Here is a 16,407-nt window from a genome sequence, read left to right on the forward strand (position 1 = left end):
GACGCCGTCACGGCGGGACCTGCGTCCAGCGCGCCAGCTGCTGTAGCAGGTCCGCCGCGCGCGGGTCGCGAGGACGCAGCGCCTGGGCCGTCGAGATGCTCTGCAGCACCTCTGCCTCCAGCGCGGCGGAGCGGCCGTGGCGTTGCAGCACCGTCATGGCCACGGCGGCGAAGTTCAGCAGCACGCGGGCGTTGCGCGGCATGGAGATCTTGGCGCTACGCAGGCTCTCCAGCGCGGCCTGCGGGTCGCCGTCTGCCATCAGCTGCATGCCGTCCTTCATCGCATGCGTGGCCTCGCGGCGCGCGGCGGCGGCCAGTTCGCCGCCGCTGGTGCCCTGGCCCAGCCGGTCGAAGGCGCGTTGCGAGCGCTGCAGCAGGCGCTCGTCGTCGTAATTGTTGCGCGCCACGTGCTGCAGCAGCCGCGTCGCCTCGTCGCCCTGCTGCGCCTCGATCAGCGTCTCGGCGATGCGCACGGCGATGTCGGCGGCGTGGTCCGACGTCGCGTCGGCGCTCTGGCCCACCAGCTCGGCGGCGAGCCGGGCGGCCGCCGCGGTGTCGCCCAGCGCCTGCAGCGCGCGCACGGTCTCGGCCTTGGCCAGCAGCAGGGCGTCTGGGCCGTCGTAGCGCTGGGTCATGGTGGCCAGCAGCTTCTGCGCCTCGCCGGGCGCGCCGGCCTCGGTGTGCATCCTGGCCATGCCGAGGAATGGCTCCAGGCTTTCGACGGCGCTGTGCTCGGTGAGCTTGATGGCGCGCGAGAAGGCCTTGGCCGCGGTGTCGTGCCGCCCCAGCGCCAGCGCGGCCACGCCCAGGGCGGACTGGCGGTGCGCCGCGTTGGGCGACAGCGCGGTGGCACGCTCCAGCACGGCCACTTGCTGCCCGCCGTCGCCCTGCTCGTGCAGCACGCCGGCCAGCTCGTCGTAGGCGTCCAGGTACTGCGGATGCTCGCGCACGGTGTCCTGCAGCAGCGTGCGGGCGCCGGCCAGGTCGCCACCGTGCACGCGCACCTGTGCCAGGCCCAGCTTGGCCCAGGCGATGGGGCCGCGCTGCAGCACGCTCTCGTAGACGGCCTGCGCGCGCGGCCAGTCGTCCAGCTTCTGGTGCAGCTGGGCCTTGAGGCGCAGCACCTCGGCCAGGCTCTTGGTGCCGGCGGCGATCTGCTCGTCACACAGCTGCAGCGCACGCGGCCAGTCCTGCGCCTTCATCGCGACGGCGATGCCGGCCAGCGCTGCCTTGCGTTCGATGAGCTTGAGCAGCCGCACCTGCAGCAGGTTCTCGGTGATGGGCTTGAGCAGGTAGTCGTCGGGCGCGTCCTCGGCGGCGGCCGAGACCATGGTGCTGGTCTTCTCGGCGGTGATCATCAGCCACACCGACGCCGGCCCCACCCAGCCCTTGAGCCGGGCTTCCTCCAGCAGCTGCTGGCCGTTCTTGCCGGGGCCCAGGTTGTAGTCGCACATGACGACGCCGTAGGGCTTGGCGGCGAGCATGGCGGTGGCCTCGCGGCCGTCCTTGGCGGTGTCCACGCGGTGCGCGCCGCAGCGCAGCAGCTGGCCCTTGAGCACGCTGCGCATGGCCTCGAAGTCTTCCACCAGCAGCACGTCGCTGGCGCGCAGTAGGGCCTCGGGCGAGGTGTCGGGCTTCATGGCAGCTGGACGATGAAGCGGCTGCCGCCCAGCTCGCCGCCGTTGGCGAGCCGCGTGCTGCCGGTGGCGTCGCCGTGGCGGTGCAGGCTGGCGGCCAGGCGCGCGAAGTACAGGCCCAGGCCGGTGCTGCCGGTGCGGGTGTCGATGCCCTGGCGCGACGGGAAGCCCTGCGCCAGCATGAAGTCGGGGAAGCCGCGGCCGTCGTCCGCCACCTCGATCTCCAGCCGGCCGTCGTCGGAGCGCAGCGTCAGCCGCACCGTGTGGGCGGCGTAGCGCACTGCGCTGAACAGCGCCTGGATGACGACGCTGCCGATGAGGTCGTGGTCGAACACCCAGTCGTGCAGCTCTGGCGGGGCGTGGCATTGCAGGTCCAGCCCCTTGAGCCGGGCGAGCGGCGCCACGCGCCCCTGCATCTCGGCGACGAACTCGTCCAGCGCCACATGCGCGGGCTCGAAGGGGTACATGCCCTCCTCGATCTTGAACAGCGCCATCAGCTGCACGAGGTTGCCGTTGACGCGCTGCGTCTCGTACAGCGCCTGCGCGGTGGACTGCGCCGCGGCGCCGAGCGGGCCGGCGTCCGTGACGGCCATGCGGGCCAGCGCGTCCTCCAGGTAGGCCGCGATGACGCTGACCGAGTTCTTCATGTCGTGGGCCGCGGCTGCCACGAAGGTGGAGTTGTCCATCGCTCGCCTTTGTTCCGGCAGGTGCCGCGATGCTGGCACATCCGGTGCGGACGGCCTGCGGCGGGGCGTGAACGACTTTACAGGGCGCGGCGGCCCGGGCGTTCAGCGCCGGCCCAGCGGGAAGGCCTGCACCAGGCCGTCCAGCGGCAGCGGCCGGCCCAGCAGCCAGCCCTGGCCGAAGCGGCAGCCGCAGGCGCTCAGCTCGGCGAGCTGGGCCTCGCTCTCGATGCCCTCGGCGATGACCTCAAGCTGCAGGTGGTGGCCCAGGTCGACGATGGTGCGGGCGATGGCGCGGTCGCGCTCGCCGCTGGGCAGGTCGCGCACGAAGCTGCGGTCGATCTTCAGCGAGCTGATGGGCAGGCTCTTGAGCATGGCCAGCGACGAGTGGCCCATGCCGAAGTCGTCCAGCGAGATCTCGAAGCCGATGTCGCGCAGCTGGTGCATGACGCGCTTCACCTGCTCGGGCTGGCGCATCAGCATGCTCTCGGTCAGCTCCAGCACCACCTGCGACGGCGGCACGGCGAGCCGGTCGGACATGGCGCGCAGCATTTCGGGCAGCGCGCTGCTGGTGAACTCCGACGCGGCCATGTTGACGTGGATCTTCAGCCCTGCGAGCGCGCCGCCCTGCAGCGACGCGAGGTCGCGCAGCGCCTGGCCCAGCACCCAGCGGCCGATGTCGATGATGAGGTCGCTCTGCTCGGCGATGGGGATGAAGACGTCGGGCGGCACGACGCTGCCGTCGGGCTTGCGCCAGCGGATCAGCGCCTCCACGCCGTGCAGCGCGCCGCTGGCGATGTCGACGATGGGCTGGTACACCAGCCGCAGCTGGCCGCTCACCAGCGCCTCGTGCAGCTCGGTTTCGATGGCCAGGTGGCGGGCCAGCTTGGCACGCTGCTCGGCCAGCGTGTCGGGGCTGCTGGTGGAGAACACGTTGCAGCCGTTGCGGCCGTTCTGCTTGACGCGGTACATGGCCGCGTCGGCGCTGCGCAGCAGCTCGGGGCCGGTCAGGCCGTTCTCGGGGAAGCGGCTGACGCCGACGCTGGCCGACACGTTCAGCGCCACGTTCTCGTAGACGAAGGGGCGGCTGGCGGCTGCCAGCACGCCGTCCACCAGCGCGGCCAGCGCCTCGTCGTCGCCGCTGTCGGGCAGCAGCACGGCGAACTCGTCGCCGCCCAGCCGCCCGACGCGGGCCGGCGGCGGGGCCAGCGCCTGCAGCCGGCGCGCGAAGCCCTGCAGCACGGCGTTGCCGGCCTCGTGGCCGAAGGCGTCGTTGATGGGCTTGAAGCGGTCCAGGTCGATGAACATCAGCGCGAAGCGCCCGCCCTGGCGCTGGCTGAGCGCGCAGTGGCGGTTCAGCTGCGCGTAGAAGTAGCCGCGGTTGTCCAGCTCGGTCATCTCGTCGACCTGCGCCAGGCGGCGGATGACGGTCTCGGTTTCCAGCCGCTGCGCCGTCTGCGCGATCAGCGCGCCGATGGTGGTGGACACCTTGGGCAGCTGCGCGTCGGGCTGGCGGGCCAGGCTGCTGTAGAACTCCAGCACGCCGGGGCGGTGCTGCTCGCCGTCGTCGGACGCGTAGGTGACCGGGAACACATAGCCCGACCACAGCCCGCACATCTGCGCGCTGCCGCGGCGCAGGAAGCGCGCGTCGGTGCTCATGTCCTCCACCCATTCGGCCTGGCCGGTGGCCCACACGCGGCCCACCAGCCCCTCGCCGGGTGACATGCCCAGCCCCGCGCTGACGGCGCTGAACTGCTCAAGGTCGCGGTCCGGCGGGTGCCAGAAATGCCGGCAGCGCAGCTGGCCGTTGCCGGCGTCGGCGTCGTCCTCCATGCGCCAGTAGGCGCCCCACTCCCAGCCGAGGTTGCGGCAGATGAGCTGGATGACGTTGGCGATGGCGTCCGGCAACGTGTGCGTGCCGACGAGGTACTCCGTCAGCGCGTAGCCCAGGCGCTCGCGCACGGCGGCGTGGGTCAGGTCGGTGATGTCCTGCAACAGGCCGTGGCGCCAGCGCGGCCGAGCCGGGTCGGGCGGCAGCGGCGTCACGCGCAGCCAGCGCATGCCGCGCCCCAGGCCGATGACGCGGATGTCCAGCGGGCGCTGCAGCGGCGCGCCGGTCCACAGCCGCCGCAGCTCGGGGATGTCGTCCTCGACGACATGGCCGAAGCAGGCGTAGAGGCTGTCAGCCGCCTCGCCGGGCATCTCCAGGTACTCGGCCGCCACGGGCGACAGCAGGCTGTGGCCGGTCAGCGGGTCGTACCACCACTGGCCGAAGCCGGCGGCGCGCTCCAGCGCCTGCAGGCCAGCCGGCAGGGCAGGCCGCGGCAGGTCTTCCGGGAGGGCATGGGGTGGTGCGCGGTATCCCTGGGGGCTGGTCATGGGGCGGGACTGCGCAAGTCGCATGCCAGCGTTCCGCCCACCCAACGGCCCGGGAATCCTGGGAATGGGGCGCAGTGCACAAGCCTGGTGCGCCGCGGGGCGAGCTAGCGCAGTGTTAGCTCCCAGGTCTCGTTGACGACGTCAATCCCAAAGCCGTGGCCGGCCGCGCTGTGCACGAGCTGGTAGCCCTCGGCAGCGTAGATCGCACGTGCTGCGGCCAGCCCGCTCTGCGTCCACAGCACGATGCGCTCGTAGCCCGCCTGGCGGGCGAAGTCGCTGCACTGGCGCACCAGCCGCCTGCCCAGCCCGAGGCCGCGGGCGTGGGGCTCCAGCAGCAGCAGGCGCAGCTTGGCGACACCGGGGCGGGGCGCGTCGGTGGCTTCCTCGCGGGCCTGCACCAGCATCACGCAGCCCAGCCGCTCGGCGCCGCGCGCGGCGATCCAGCAGGCCTCGCGGCCGGGCTGGAAGCGGTCGACGAAGTCCGCGCAGATGCGCGCCACCAGCGCCTCGAAGCGCTGGTCCAGCCCGAGTTCGGCGGCATAGGTGGCGCCATGGCGCTCGACGATCCAGCCCAGGTCGCCCGCCCGCGGCGCGCGCAATTCAACCGGGGCCGCGGCGTCGGGTGCCGGCAGCGCCTGGCTGCGGGTCATGGCACCAGCACGCCGATGCGGCGCGTGTGGAGGCTCTGTAAGGCGCCGCCGGCCGGCGCATCGGTGGTGTGTCGCATGGCCGCCATCATGCGGCCAACGTCACGTCTCGGCACTCATGAAGTACTGGCCCGCGTTCAGCAGCGGCGTGCGGTGGGCGACCGAGCCGGGCGCGGTGCCGGTCAGCGTCGCGGCGATGTCCTGGATGACCTGCGGGATGTAGAGGTAGGCGCTGTGCAGTTCGGTACCGGCCGGGTAGACGGAGGGCGACAGCTGCCCCACGTAGACCTGGTTGACCACCGCCGAGCAGTCGACGCTGACCATGTTGGGCGCCTGCGGCCCCTGGTCGTAGCTGGGCCCGGCCAGGCCCAGCCGGCCGAAGAAGGCGGGGTTGTGATACGCCCCGGTGTCCATGGACAGCGGGAAGCTGAGTTCCGCGGAGAACGAGCCCTCGGACAGCGCCAGCGTGTTGTCGTTGCTGCTGTAGTACACCGTGACGCGCGAGGACTGCGCCGCGATGGCGGCAGCGCTGCCGGTCAGGTCGCTGGCGGGTGTCTGGAACGCACCGTTGTTGATGTCGGCGGCCAGCATGATGGTCTCGGTGATGCCGGCGCCGCTGTTGGCGGCCAGGCCGTTCATCAGCATGTAGTTGCCCTCGGAATGGCAGACGACGTTGAGCTGCAGGTCCGGTACCTGCGTCGCCACCTGCTGCGTGAAGGCGATGAGGCTGCCGAAGCTGGCCAGGCTGCACATGACGTTGCCGCGCGCCGTGCCGCTCTGGGCCGGCTGGGGGAAGCTGTCGGCGTACTCGATGAGATCCAGCTCGCCCATGCTGGGCCAGCTGAAGCCGATGACCAGGCCACCGTAGCTAGCCTTGGCGAGGTTGGCGCCCAGCGTGGCGGTGTCGCGGACGGCATTGCTCCAGTTGGTGTTCAACCCGTGGATGAACAGCGTCAGGCTGGGCGTGGCCGAGTCCTGGTTCTGCAGCTCCGTGACGACGGCCTGGACGAACTTGGGCGGCGCGCTGGCCTGGGCGTCGGAGGTCAGCGACTGGTAGTCCTGGTAGTCCGGATCGTTGGCCTGGGCGGTGGCGACGTACCACCACAGCGTGTTGCCATCGAGCGGCGACTGCGGGTCGATGATCGCCGTGGGGTAGCGGCGGTTCGTGATCATGTAGCTGTAGGCGGTCATGGCGGAGGCTCCTGGGTGGATGAGGCCGCGCAGCCGGGCCGGCCGCGTCCGCCTCCTCTGCTACAACGCGGCCGTGGCGCCAGACCCGACAGGCGCGCGGCCGCAAGCTGCGGCCATCTCATTCATTTGATGGAGACGCCGTGGGCATCGTGGTGTATTGGCTGGACGGCGAGGGCGACGCGGCCCTGCCGGTGTGCGAGTGCTTCGGCAGCGGCGAGCTGACGCAGGCGCTGGCCTGCGCCGAGGAGCGGCGCCGGGCAGGGCACCGGCACGTCAGCATCTCGACCGAGCTGGACGGCAGCGTGGGCCGGCCCGGCGTGTCGGCCGTGGAGGGTGGCCGCACGCCCGACGGCGAGGCCTACGAGTGGAGCAAGGCGGGGCGGGCCGGCAAGGTGCGCCGGCGTTGATCTGGCATTGGGGCGTTCAGAACTTGTAGCCGAAGCCCACGGTCAGCAGGTTGTCGGTCTTCTTGGTGCCCACGGGCACGCGGTCGGCGTAGCGGCTGGCCAGGCCGACGTTGAGCGTCCAGCCGCCGCTGATCGTCGTGGCCAGGCCGGCGTCGAAGGTGGCGCGGTCGCCCAGTTCGCCGCCGTCCGGGTAGTAGACGAAGCGCTGCTTCAGCGTCGTGGTCTCGCTGAGCTTGTGGCTGGACTCCTCACCCAGCAGCACCTGCACGCCGTTGGCCGTGTTGCCGTCGGTGAAGTGGGTGGCCGTGTAACCCAGACCGCCGAAGACGTCCCAGCTGTGGGTGTCGTTCTTCACGAGGTGGTAGCCCACGCCGCCGGTCAGGTTGTAGCGGTCGCGCACGCCGCCGGCCTTGTTGGTCTCGCCCTCGGCGGCACCGAAGGAGAACCACTGCGGGCCGAGGTTGAAGTCGTAGCGGCCGCCCAGGCGCAGCAGGTTGGCCGTGGTGCTGGTGACGCCGCCGACCTTGTTGCGGCCGTAGTTGGCCACGCCGTAGAGGCTGATCTTGTCGTCGGCCGTCGCGGCGCTGGCATCGGCATTGGCGGCCAGCGTGCGGCTGCTGCTGTTGCCGCTGGCAAAGGCGCCGGCCAGGCTGAGGCCGCCGTGCCAGCGGCCGTCCGGGGTGTCCTGGGCCAGCGCGGCCGGCGCGGCGAACGAGAGGGCGAGGGCGGCGAGCGCGGCATGCGCGGGGGAGAGGCGGTGCATCGGAAAGCAGGCAGGGAAAACCAGCAGTATCGCCAGCAGTATCACCAGGGGCAGGGCGAGGCCCGCCGGGCGCGCCAGCGGGGCCGCCCGGGGGCGTTCCCTAGAATGCCGGCATGACTTCTTTCCCTGTCGGCCAGGCGGCCGGCGCTGCTTCCAGCCCCCTCCTCAAGAACCTCAACCCCGAGCAGCTGGCCGCCGTCACCGCGGCACCCGAGCCGGCGCTGATCCTGGCCGGGGCGGGCTCCGGCAAGACGCGCGTGCTGACCACCCGCATCGCCTGGCTGCTGCAGACCGGCCAGGTGAGCCCCGGCGGCGTGATGGCCGTGACCTTCACGAACAAGGCCGCCAAGGAGATGCTGACGCGTCTGTCCACGATGCTGCCGTTCAACGTGCGCGGCATGTGGATCGGCACCTTCCACGGGCTGTGCAACCGCTTCCTGCGTGCCCACTGGAAGCTGGCCCACCTGCCGCAGGCCTTCCAGATCCTGGACGCCAGCGACACGACGTCGGCCGTCAAGCGCGTCATCAAGGCGATGAAGCTCGATGAAGAGCGGTTTGTCCCGAAGCAGGTCGGCTGGTTCATCGCCGGCTGCAAGGAAGACGGCCAGCGCCCGGGCGACGTGTTGCCGCATGACGAGCAGACGAAGAAGCTCGTCGAGATCTACGCCAACTACGAGGACCAGTGCCAGCGCGAAGGCGTCGTCGACTTCGCCGAGCTGATGCTGCGCAGCTACGAGCTGTTGCGCGACAACCCGGCCGTGCGCGAGCATTACCAGAACCGCTTCCGCCACATCCTTGTCGACGAGTTCCAGGACACCAACAAGCTGCAGTACGCGTGGCTGAAGATGTTCGCGCCACCGGGACGTGACGCTGGCCAGAGCCTGCTCGCGGTGGGCGACGACGACCAGAGCATCTATGCCTTTCGCGGCGCGCGCGTGGGCAACATGGCCGACTTCGAGCGCGAGTACCGCGTGAAGAAGGTGATCAAGCTGGAGCAGAACTACCGCAGCTTCGGCCACATCCTGGACGCGGCCAACGAACTGATCAGCCGCAACAGCCAGCGCCTGGGCAAGACGCTGCGCACCGACGCCGGTCAGGGCGACCCCATCCGCGTGCAGGAGGCGCCCAGCGACTTCGCCGAGGCGCAGTGGCTCATCGAGGAGGTGCAGCAACTGCACCGCAGCGGGCTGGACCGCAAGGAGATCGCCGTGCTGTACCGCAGCAACGCGCAGTCGCGGGTCATCGAGTCGGCGCTGTTCAACTCGGGCATCCCGTACCGCGTGTACGGCGGCCTGCGCTTCTTCGAGCGCGCCGAGGTGAAGCATGCGCTGGCCTACCTGCGCCTGCTGGAGAACGCCAACGACGACACCAGCTTCCTGCGCGTCGTGAACTTCCCGACGCGCGGCATTGGCGCCAAGACGCTGGAGAACCTGCAGGACGCCGCGAAGGCCACGGGCCGAAGCCTCTACCAGAGCGTGGGCGCGATCACCGGCAAGGGCGGCGCCAACCTTGTCGCGTTCACCAACCTGATCGACTCCACGCGCAACCTCACGCAGGGCATGACGCTGCGCGAGATCATCGAGCAGGTGCTGCAGACCTCCGGCCTGCTGGACTTCTACCGCACCGACAAGGACGGCGCCGAGCGGCTGGAGAACCTGGACGAACTGGTCAACGCGGCCGAGGCCTTTGTCATGCAAGAGGGCTTCGGCAAGAACGCCGTGGGCCTGCCGGTGGACGAGGTGGCACCCGGCCTTCAAACCGCCGGCACGCCCGGCGCGGTGCCCGACGCCGAGACCGGCGAGATCATGTCGCCGCTGGTGGCCTTTCTCACCCACGCTTCATTGGAAGCCGGCGACAACCAGGCGCAGGCTGGCCAGGACGCCGTGCAGCTGATGACCGTGCACTCCGCCAAGGGCCTGGAGTTCGACGCGGTGTTCATCACGGGTCTGGAAGAAGGCCTGTTCCCGCACGAGAACGCGATGTCCGACCACGACGGGCTGGAGGAAGAGCGCCGGCTCATGTATGTCGCCATCACGCGGGCGCGCAAGAAGCTGTCCTTGAGCTTCTGCCAGACGCGCATGCTGCACGGACAGACGCGGTATCACATCAAGAGCCGCTTCTTCGACGAGCTGCCCGAGGAGAGCCTGAAGTGGCTGACGCCGCGCAACCAGGGCTTCGGCTCGGGCTTCGCGCGGGAGTACCAGAACGCCTGGCAGCGCGGCTCGGGCCTGAAGGGCATGGTGGGCGCCGGCAACGTTGCCAAGGCGGCCTGGGTGGAGCCGCCGGTGCCGGCCAGCATGAAGCCCAAGGTGTCCGAAGAGCATGGCGGCCTGCGCGTGGGCAAGGGCGTGTTCCACACCAAGTTCGGCGAAGGCGTGCTGCTGACGCTGGAAGGCACGGGCGCCGATGCGCGCGCGCAGGTCAACTTCGGCCGGCACGGCACCAAGTGGCTGGCGCTGTCGGTCGCCAAGCTGACCCCCATCGACTGAAGGACCACGAATGCCCGAGAGCCGCCCCACGCATGCCGAACTGACGGCCTTCCTCGCCGCCGAGTTCCCGCAGAGCCGCTGCACGCTGGAGGAGCTGGACGAGGATGGCAGCGTCGTCGTGGCGCATCCGGTCGGCGAGGCGGAGCTGCGGCCGGGCGGCACGGTGTCGGGCCCGGTCATGATGACGCTGGCCGACGTGGCGCTGTACATCGCCATCCTGGCGCGCATCGGCATCGTGCCGCTGGCGGTGACGACGAATCTCTCCATCAACTTCCTGCGCAAGCCGCGGGCGGACCGGCGCGTCGTCGCGCGCTGCCGGCTGCTCAAGCTGGGCAAGGCGCTGGCGGTGGGCGAGGTCGCGATCTACTCCGAGGGCGAGGACGAGCCGGTGGCGCACGCCACGGGCACGTACTCGATTCCGCGGGACCGCTGACGCCCTGCCGCGCGACCACCGTGACGGTGTAGCGGCCGGCATTCAGCACACGCAGTACGCCGCGCCGGGCGCGCGCGGCCAGGTCGGCGCTGGCGTAGGGCCCCAGCTGCTGCACGGGCAGCAGCCCGCGGCGGTCTGCAACCTCCAGCCAGTGCGTGGCGGCGCTCATGCGGCCTTCAGCGGGATGGTGCGCCGCGCGGGCGCGGCCTTGGACAGCGCGTACTCGCGGTCTTCCAGCGACGGGCCGAGGAACTCCTGCAGCGTCGGCCCGCGGCGCTGCCGCACGGTCGTGAAGATGAACTCGGCCACCTCGCGCAGCCACACACGCCGGCCCATCTCGGAGTACCAGCGCATGGACTGGCGCTGCACCGGGTCCGGGTGCAGCAGCAGCCGATAGAGCGCGCGGGGCCGCAGCTGCAGGATCAGCTCCATGGACTTGAACCACAGGAACAGCCGCCATGGCGGCATGTGGCGCGTGGCCAGCACCTGGTGCTTGTAGTCCCAGCGGCGGGTGTCCAGCTGGATGACCGGGCGGTGCGCGGCGGTCTTGTAGAACGGCGTCCAGCGATGCGGCGTCACGTAAAGCAGCTGGATCTGGTCGGGGTCGTAGCGCAGCAGGTGGCGCAGCGAGCGCCACAGGTCGCCGTCGCGTTCCTCCTCGAAACCGACGACGTAGGTGGCCATCGACAGGATGCCGTGGCGGCGCAGCAGCTGGATGGCCTGCTGGTCCTCGTGCATGCTGGCGCCCTTGCGGATGTGGGCGAGCGTGCTCTCGCTGTACGACTCGATGCCCAGCAGGAAGCGGATGACGCCCGCGCGGCGGTAGAGGTGCAGGATGTCAGCGTCGCGCACGATGTCGCTGGCGCGGGTGGAGCCCACCAGCAGCACCGGGACGTTCTCTTCGATCAGCGCTTCCAGGAAGGTGCGCCACATCTTGCGCGAGCCGGTGGGCAGCTCGTCGGCGAAGTTGATCAGCTCCACGCCGTGCTCGCGGTGCAGGCGGGCGATCTCCCGCGCCAGCTTGACCGGGTCACGGTGCCGCCACTGCGTCCAGAACCCGCGCTGGCCGCAGTAGTTGCACAGGTAGGGGCAGCCGCGCGAGAACTGCACGACCACCGCACGCTTGCCGCCCCAGTAGGTGTAGCGGGCATGGTCGATCAGCTCCCAGCCGACGCGGTAGTCGTCCAGGCAGCGGAGCATCACCGCGGCGGGCGTGTCGACGACCTCGGCTGTGCCGTCGGGCCGCGTCGCGCGGAAGGCCACGCCGCGCAGCGTGCGCAGGTCGCGCTGCTCCCGCAGCGCCCGCATCAGGTCCACCGCCGTCTGCTCGCCCTCGCCACGCACGATGACGTCGATGCCGGGGCAGCCGGCCAGGATCTCGTCCCAGTGGTAGGTCGGGTGCACGCCGCCGTAGACGGTGATGACCTGCGGCAGCCGCTGCTTGAGCGCATCGCACAGCGCCACCACGGTGGCATGGGCCGAGCTGGAGCCGGAGTGGCCCAGCATCACCACGTCCGGCTGGCGGCGCGCGGCGTCATCGACGATCTGCGCCAGCGGCAGGTTGTCCAGGTCCGCATCGAGCAGTTCCACCGTGAAGCCGGCGTCCAGCAGCGGCCCGCCGATGCTCAGCAGCCCCAGCGGTGGCAGGTGGTCATCGGGGATGCGGCTGCCGATGGCGGTGTGCGGCGGGTTGATCAGGACGACCTTCATGCGAGCCTTGGTGCGACTCGGCCCCGCACGCGAGGGGCGCGGGCTGCCGGTGGCGGTGCGGGCAGTGTGCGCAGCCTCGGTGAGGGGCGTATGAGGTCAGTGTGAAGTCGGCAGGCTGGCGGCGCAGCCAAAAAAAGGGGCTGCGATGGCAGCCCCTTTGTGCATCAGCGCCTGCTTGGCGCTCGGCATGCCGTGGTGGTCACGCCTTCATCAGCCGCATGCCGGTGGCTGCGCCCGTCAGGTAGCCCACCTGGGCGCCGAAGCGGTCCTTGTAGTTGGCGCGCACCAGCGGGTCCAGCGTGGCCTTCACGACGTTGTGCAGCGGCACGCCCCAGTCGCCCGGGTGCTGGAAGTTGCTGGTGATGTAGGTCCAGCCATTCAGGTCGTCCACCACGCCCAGGCCCGTGGCCTCGGCGCCCGACGGCATGGAGGCGATGCGGCTCAGCGTCTTCGTATCGACGTTGTAGGCCCAGATGAAGTTGTTGACGTGGTAGCTGCTGTCCTCGCCGATGAACAGCGTGCGCATGCGCTCGGAGAACTTCAGGTTGTCCGGCGCGCCGATCTTGTCGGGGTTGGCGAGGTTGCCCAAGGCGTCGGCGGTGGCGAGGTCTTCGCCGATCAGCAGCGTCTTCGTCAGCGACGGCACCCACTCGCTGTCGATGGCGGTGCCGGTGCTGTCCTTCTGGCCGGCACTCAGCGTGTGGGCCAGCACGCCGCCGGCGTTCAGCGCCTTGTCGATGCCGATGTTGTAGTCGGCGTTGTACGCGGCGTTGCCCTTCACCATCGAGCTCTGCATGTTCTGCAGCGCCGAGTAGGCGATCTTGTCGCGCGCGTTGACGGTGGTGCCCTCCATCTTCGTGAAGGCCATCGAGCCGCCCTTGAGTGCGGCGTAGCGGTGGGTCTCCAGGAACGCGGCGGCCTTCTCCATGCCGGCCTTCAGGCGCACCCATTGCGGCTTGCCGCTGAACCAGATCTTCGTGAACGTGGCGTCCGCCGGGTCGGTGGTGGACACGTCCATGATGTCCGTGGGCTTGAGCGTGTCGGCCAGCGTCTTGATCTCGGCGCTGGTGGCCGAGCCGAGCTTGATCCACGTGATGGCGGCGCCCGCGGCGGCCGGGTCCAGCGAGAAGCCGGTGCCGAACCTGGCAACGTACAGCGTGCCGGACGACAGGTCCTTGGCCTTGTCGGCCACGAACATGAAGAAGCCGCCGTTGGTCGCGTCGTCGCCCATGATGGCGGTGCGCTGGTCGGGCAGCACCTGGATCAGCTCGTGCGAGATGCGGCCCAGGCAGTAGTGCTTCTTGATGGTGCCGGTGCCGTCGGGGTTGACGGTCACTTCGGGCAGGTGGCCGTAGTGGTAGACGTTGGCCTTGGTCTCGTCGCCGAACAGGTTCTTGCTGTAGGCCTTGAACTGCGCGTTCGTCGAGACGGTGAATGCGTCGGGCTCGTACTCTTCGCTGGACAGGTGCGTGTCCCACGGCGACAGGCTGGAGCCGCAGGTGATCCACAGGCCCATCGCGGGTGCGGTGTCCACGTTGTGGTACTTCACGAGCGTGAGCTTGCCGGTGGCGGGGTCCTGGTCCAGCGTCAGCACGGCGATGGGGGAGGGCAGCTTGCCGTACATGTCGGTCTTGCCGTCCTGCGCCCAGGTCGTGTACTCGAACTGCACGACAGCGAACACGGCGTTGCCCTTCACGCCGGTGACGGTGGCGCTGGGCAGTTTCAGCAGCGAGGTGCCGTCCGGCGAGTCGCTGAAGAACTGGCGCTCCTTGCCGGCGACGGTGGCGTCGACGATGGGCTTGCCGGCGAAGTCGACATAGCCGCCCGCGAGGATGGTGCCGCCCTTGCCGTCCGGCACGAGGTCACCGGTCGTGAAGAAGGGCTGGTAGGCCAGCGCGTAGTCCTGCGTGCTGTTGTCGGTGTACTTGACGCTCAGCGTGGAGGCCACGAGCGTCTTGGCCATGTCGGCCGGCGTCGCCAGCGACGGGGCGGCCATGCCGGTGAAGCTGGCACCGGTCATGCTGGGCGTGGGGCCGCTGGTGCCGCCGCCGCAGGCGGTCAGCAGGCTGCCCATGGCCGAGCCGCCAAGCGGCAGCATGAGCGGGGCGCCCAGGAACTTCAGGGCTTGGCGGCGTTGGAGAACATTGGATCGCGACATGAAAGCGGCAGACTGCCCGGCTGTGTAAAGCGCGGCAATCTAGGCTTTTTGCATGTCAGCCTCGTTAAAACCCGAGGATCAGGTCTGGCTGTCGAGCAGGTCCTGCGGCGCGCCGAACATGAAGCAGTCGACGAAGCTGAAGTACAGCGACGCGTAGAACACGGCCCAGGCCAGCATGCCGACCACCAGCATGACCACCGGCGCCGCCTGCAGCAGGCCCAGCACCGTGAACACCATCGTGATGGCCATGGACAGCACCAGGAACGCCGCCACCCACAGCAGCCCGTTCAGCGCAAAGGCGGCCTTGTTGCGCCACAGCGCCAGCGTGCTGGAAAACAGTGCCTGGCCCACGCTCTGGCCACCCCAGTGGATGAGTGCCGGCGCGTGCCAGTAGGGCACCGACAGCAGCGCCAGCCCGCCGAAGCGCAGCAGCGCACCCCAGACGATGCGCGAGTCTTCCGCCACCTTGGCGAACTCCTCGGCGGAGCCCTTCCTGGCCATCAGGTCCAGCACGGCCTGCGTGGCCTCGCCGTCGATGGCGTTGGCGGCCATCAGGATGAGCAGCGCCAGCACCGCGAAGCTGGCGCCCAGCACCAGCTGGCGGTTGCGGCGCTCGGGCGTCAGCCGCAACGGCGCGACGAAGACGGCTGCGGTGGGCATCTTTTTCTGCAGCACCAGGTGTGTGGCCAGCATGAAGCCCAACGAGCAGATCGGGATGGCCATCAGCCCCAGCAGCGGACCCACCAGCGGCAGCGCCGTCAGCAGCATGGACGCCAGCAGCGCCAGGCCCATCAGGCCCACGAAGGCCAGCGGCTGGCGCCGGAAGACACGAAAGCCGTGGCGTATCCACAGCCGGCCGTTGGCGGCCGGTACCTGCTGCAGGTGCAACTGCATCGTCATTCAAGACTCTCCAGCGGCATGGCATGCCAGGGCTTGCTGATGCGCTCGCGCAGCACGCGCTCAAAGTGGCGCGGGTCGTGCGCCTTCAGCAGCGAGGCCTCGCGCGGCAGGTGCAGGTCGTACAGGCGCGACACCCAGAAGCGCAGCGCCGCCGCACGCAGCAGCGCGGGCAGCAGCCGGTGCTCGGTGCCGGACAGCGGCCGCACGCTCTCGTACGCGGCCACGAAGACGGCGGCGCGCTCGGTGATGAGGCGGCCGTCGGCCAGGTCGATGCACCAGTCGTTCAGGCACACGGCCAGGTCGAACAGCCAGGTGTCGCAGCCGGCGAAGTAGAAGTCGAAGAAGCCGGTCAGCCGCTCGCGGCCCGGGCCCTCGCCGGGCTCGAACATGACGTTGTCGCGGAACAGGTCCGCGTGGATGGGGCCCGACTGGTGTTGCGTCAGCTCGGCATAGCCGGCCGACGCGGCCAGTTGCTGCTGGTAGGCCAGCTCGCTGGTCAGCAGCGCGCGCTCATCGGCGCTCAGGAACGGCAGCAGCTGCGGCACCACCTGCTGCCACCAGGCGAGGCCGCGCAGGTTGGGCTGATGCAGCGAGTAGTCACGCCCGGCCAGGTGCATCTGCGCCAGCGTGGCGCCCACTTGCTGGCAGTGGAAGGCGTCCGGAGCCATCTGGTGGCCGCCGTGCAGCCGGTCGACGATGGCCGCCGGCTTGTCCGCCACCTCGAACAGGATCTCGCCGGTCGCGTCGGCATGCGGCTCGGGCACCGGCACGCCGCGCTGGGCCAGGTGCTGCATCAGCCGCAGGTAGAACGGCAACTGCTCGGCGGTGAGGCGCTCGAACAGCGTCAGCACGTAGCGGTGCAGGTGGCCGTCGTCGCCGGTGCAGTCGACGAAGTAGTTGGTGTTCTCGATACCGGCACCGATGCCGCGCAGCGAGTTGAGCTGCCCCAGGTGGAGGTGGTCCAGCAGGGCTTGGGCCTGCGCGGGGCTGACTTCGGTGAAAACGGCCATG

13 protein-coding genes are annotated in these 16,407 nt (G+C 70.1%); 3 read left to right on the forward strand and 10 right to left on the reverse strand.

The annotated features are described in order from the left end of the window. Window positions 1-7: 7 nt before the first annotated feature. The 5 genes from AC1Q7O_RS18855 to AC1Q7O_RS18875 all read right to left on the reverse strand — a co-directional run bounded on the left by AC1Q7O_RS18855 (window position 8) and on the right by AC1Q7O_RS18875 (window position 6,536). Entirely contained in the window at window positions 8-1,639 is a 1,632-nt protein-coding gene (locus AC1Q7O_RS18855) for a response regulator (RefSeq protein ID WP_492657555.1), read from the reverse strand. Beyond that, complete coding sequence (locus AC1Q7O_RS18860) at window positions 1,636-2,322, reverse strand: sensor histidine kinase (protein WP_492657554.1); 687 nt, start codon at window positions 2,320-2,322, stop codon at window positions 1,636-1,638. Before AC1Q7O_RS18860 ends, AC1Q7O_RS18855 begins: the two co-directional genes overlap by 4 nt. Before the next feature lie 102 nt (window positions 2,323-2,424). Next, window positions 2,425-4,698 carry a putative bifunctional diguanylate cyclase/phosphodiesterase gene (locus AC1Q7O_RS18865; RefSeq protein WP_492657553.1) on the reverse strand — a complete coding sequence of 758 codons (2,274 nt, stop codon included), beginning with the start codon at window positions 4,696-4,698 and terminating at the stop codon, window positions 2,425-2,427. A gap of 104 nt (window positions 4,699-4,802) precedes the next feature. Next, window positions 4,803-5,348, reverse strand: a complete 546-nt coding sequence (locus AC1Q7O_RS18870) for a GNAT family N-acetyltransferase (RefSeq protein WP_492657552.1) — start codon at window positions 5,346-5,348, stop codon at window positions 4,803-4,805. Window positions 5,349-5,447: 99 nt separating this feature from the next. Beyond that, window positions 5,448-6,536, reverse strand: coding sequence for an alpha/beta hydrolase (locus AC1Q7O_RS18875; RefSeq protein ID WP_492657551.1), 1,089 nt, complete (start codon window positions 6,534-6,536; stop codon window positions 5,448-5,450). A gap of 140 nt (window positions 6,537-6,676) precedes the next feature. On the opposite strand from AC1Q7O_RS18875, the gene AC1Q7O_RS18880 reads away from it, so the two are divergent. After that, a complete protein-coding gene (locus tag AC1Q7O_RS18880; RefSeq protein WP_492657550.1) occupies window positions 6,677-6,943 on the forward strand; it encodes a hypothetical protein in 267 nt (88 codons plus the stop codon). Between the two features lie 16 nt (window positions 6,944-6,959). Here AC1Q7O_RS18880 and AC1Q7O_RS18885 read toward each other — a convergent pair whose 3' ends face one another. After that, window positions 6,960-7,706, reverse strand: a complete 747-nt coding sequence (locus AC1Q7O_RS18885) for a DUF481 domain-containing protein (protein WP_492657549.1) — start codon at window positions 7,704-7,706, stop codon at window positions 6,960-6,962. A gap of 113 nt (window positions 7,707-7,819) precedes the next feature. Between AC1Q7O_RS18885 and AC1Q7O_RS18890 the strand changes: the two genes are divergently transcribed. After that, window positions 7,820-10,195: a UvrD-helicase domain-containing protein gene (locus tag AC1Q7O_RS18890; protein WP_492657548.1), complete on the forward strand. Its 2,376-nt coding sequence runs from the start codon at window positions 7,820-7,822 to the stop codon at window positions 10,193-10,195. 10 nt (window positions 10,196-10,205) lie between these two features. Continuing rightward, window positions 10,206-10,628, forward strand: a complete 423-nt coding sequence (locus AC1Q7O_RS18895) for a PaaI family thioesterase (protein WP_492657547.1) — start codon at window positions 10,206-10,208, stop codon at window positions 10,626-10,628. 165 nt (window positions 10,629-10,793) lie between these two features. Here AC1Q7O_RS18895 and bchE read toward each other — a convergent pair whose 3' ends face one another. From bchE to AC1Q7O_RS18915, 4 genes are all read right to left on the reverse strand, one after another. Further along, window positions 10,794-12,338, reverse strand: a complete 1,545-nt coding sequence (gene bchE / locus AC1Q7O_RS18900) for a magnesium-protoporphyrin IX monomethyl ester anaerobic oxidative cyclase (protein WP_492657546.1) — start codon at window positions 12,336-12,338, stop codon at window positions 10,794-10,796. Between the two features lie 199 nt (window positions 12,339-12,537). Next, window positions 12,538-14,496, reverse strand: coding sequence for a PhoX family protein (locus AC1Q7O_RS18905; RefSeq protein WP_492657545.1), 1,959 nt, complete (start codon window positions 14,494-14,496; stop codon window positions 12,538-12,540). A 78-nt stretch (window positions 14,497-14,574) separates the two neighbouring features. Then, window positions 14,575-15,396, reverse strand: coding sequence for a BPSS1780 family membrane protein (locus tag AC1Q7O_RS18910; protein ID WP_492657544.1), 822 nt, complete (start codon window positions 15,394-15,396; stop codon window positions 14,575-14,577). Continuing rightward, window positions 15,393-16,406, reverse strand: a complete 1,014-nt coding sequence (locus tag AC1Q7O_RS18915) for a homoserine kinase (RefSeq protein WP_492657543.1) — start codon at window positions 16,404-16,406, stop codon at window positions 15,393-15,395. Before AC1Q7O_RS18915 ends, AC1Q7O_RS18910 begins: the two co-directional genes overlap by 4 nt. Window position 16,407 lies beyond the last annotated feature (1 nt).

The sequence above is a fragment of the Roseateles sp. GW823-FHT07B05 genome, assembly GCF_058794515.1.

Excerpts from the sequence above, each read along its gene's own strand:
- AC1Q7O_RS18895 (WP_492657547.1), top strand. The coding sequence starts at position 10,206 with ATGCCCGAGAGCCGCCCCACGCATGCCGAACTGACGGCCTTCCTCGCC.
- AC1Q7O_RS18855 (WP_492657555.1), bottom strand. The coding sequence starts at position 1,639 with ATGAAGCCCGACACCTCGCCCGAGGCCCTACTGCGCGCCAGCGACGTG.
- AC1Q7O_RS18910 (WP_492657544.1), bottom strand. The coding sequence starts at position 15,396 with ATGACGATGCAGTTGCACCTGCAGCAGGTACCGGCCGCCAACGGCCGG.
- AC1Q7O_RS18870 (WP_492657552.1), bottom strand. The coding sequence starts at position 5,348 with ATGACCCGCAGCCAGGCGCTGCCGGCACCCGACGCCGCGGCCCCGGTT.
- AC1Q7O_RS18885 (WP_492657549.1), bottom strand. The coding sequence starts at position 7,706 with ATGCACCGCCTCTCCCCCGCGCATGCCGCGCTCGCCGCCCTCGCCCTC.
- AC1Q7O_RS18875 (WP_492657551.1), bottom strand. The coding sequence starts at position 6,536 with ATGACCGCCTACAGCTACATGATCACGAACCGCCGCTACCCCACGGCG.
- bchE (WP_492657546.1), bottom strand. The coding sequence starts at position 12,338 with ATGAAGGTCGTCCTGATCAACCCGCCGCACACCGCCATCGGCAGCCGC.
- AC1Q7O_RS18865 (WP_492657553.1), bottom strand. The coding sequence starts at position 4,698 with ATGACCAGCCCCCAGGGATACCGCGCACCACCCCATGCCCTCCCGGAA.
- AC1Q7O_RS18915 (WP_492657543.1), bottom strand. The coding sequence starts at position 16,406 with ATGGCCGTTTTCACCGAAGTCAGCCCCGCGCAGGCCCAAGCCCTGCTG.
- AC1Q7O_RS18905 (WP_492657545.1), bottom strand. The coding sequence starts at position 14,496 with ATGTCGCGATCCAATGTTCTCCAACGCCGCCAAGCCCTGAAGTTCCTG.
- AC1Q7O_RS18860 (WP_492657554.1), bottom strand. The coding sequence starts at position 2,322 with ATGGACAACTCCACCTTCGTGGCAGCCGCGGCCCACGACATGAAGAAC.
- AC1Q7O_RS18890 (WP_492657548.1), top strand. The coding sequence starts at position 7,820 with ATGACTTCTTTCCCTGTCGGCCAGGCGGCCGGCGCTGCTTCCAGCCCC.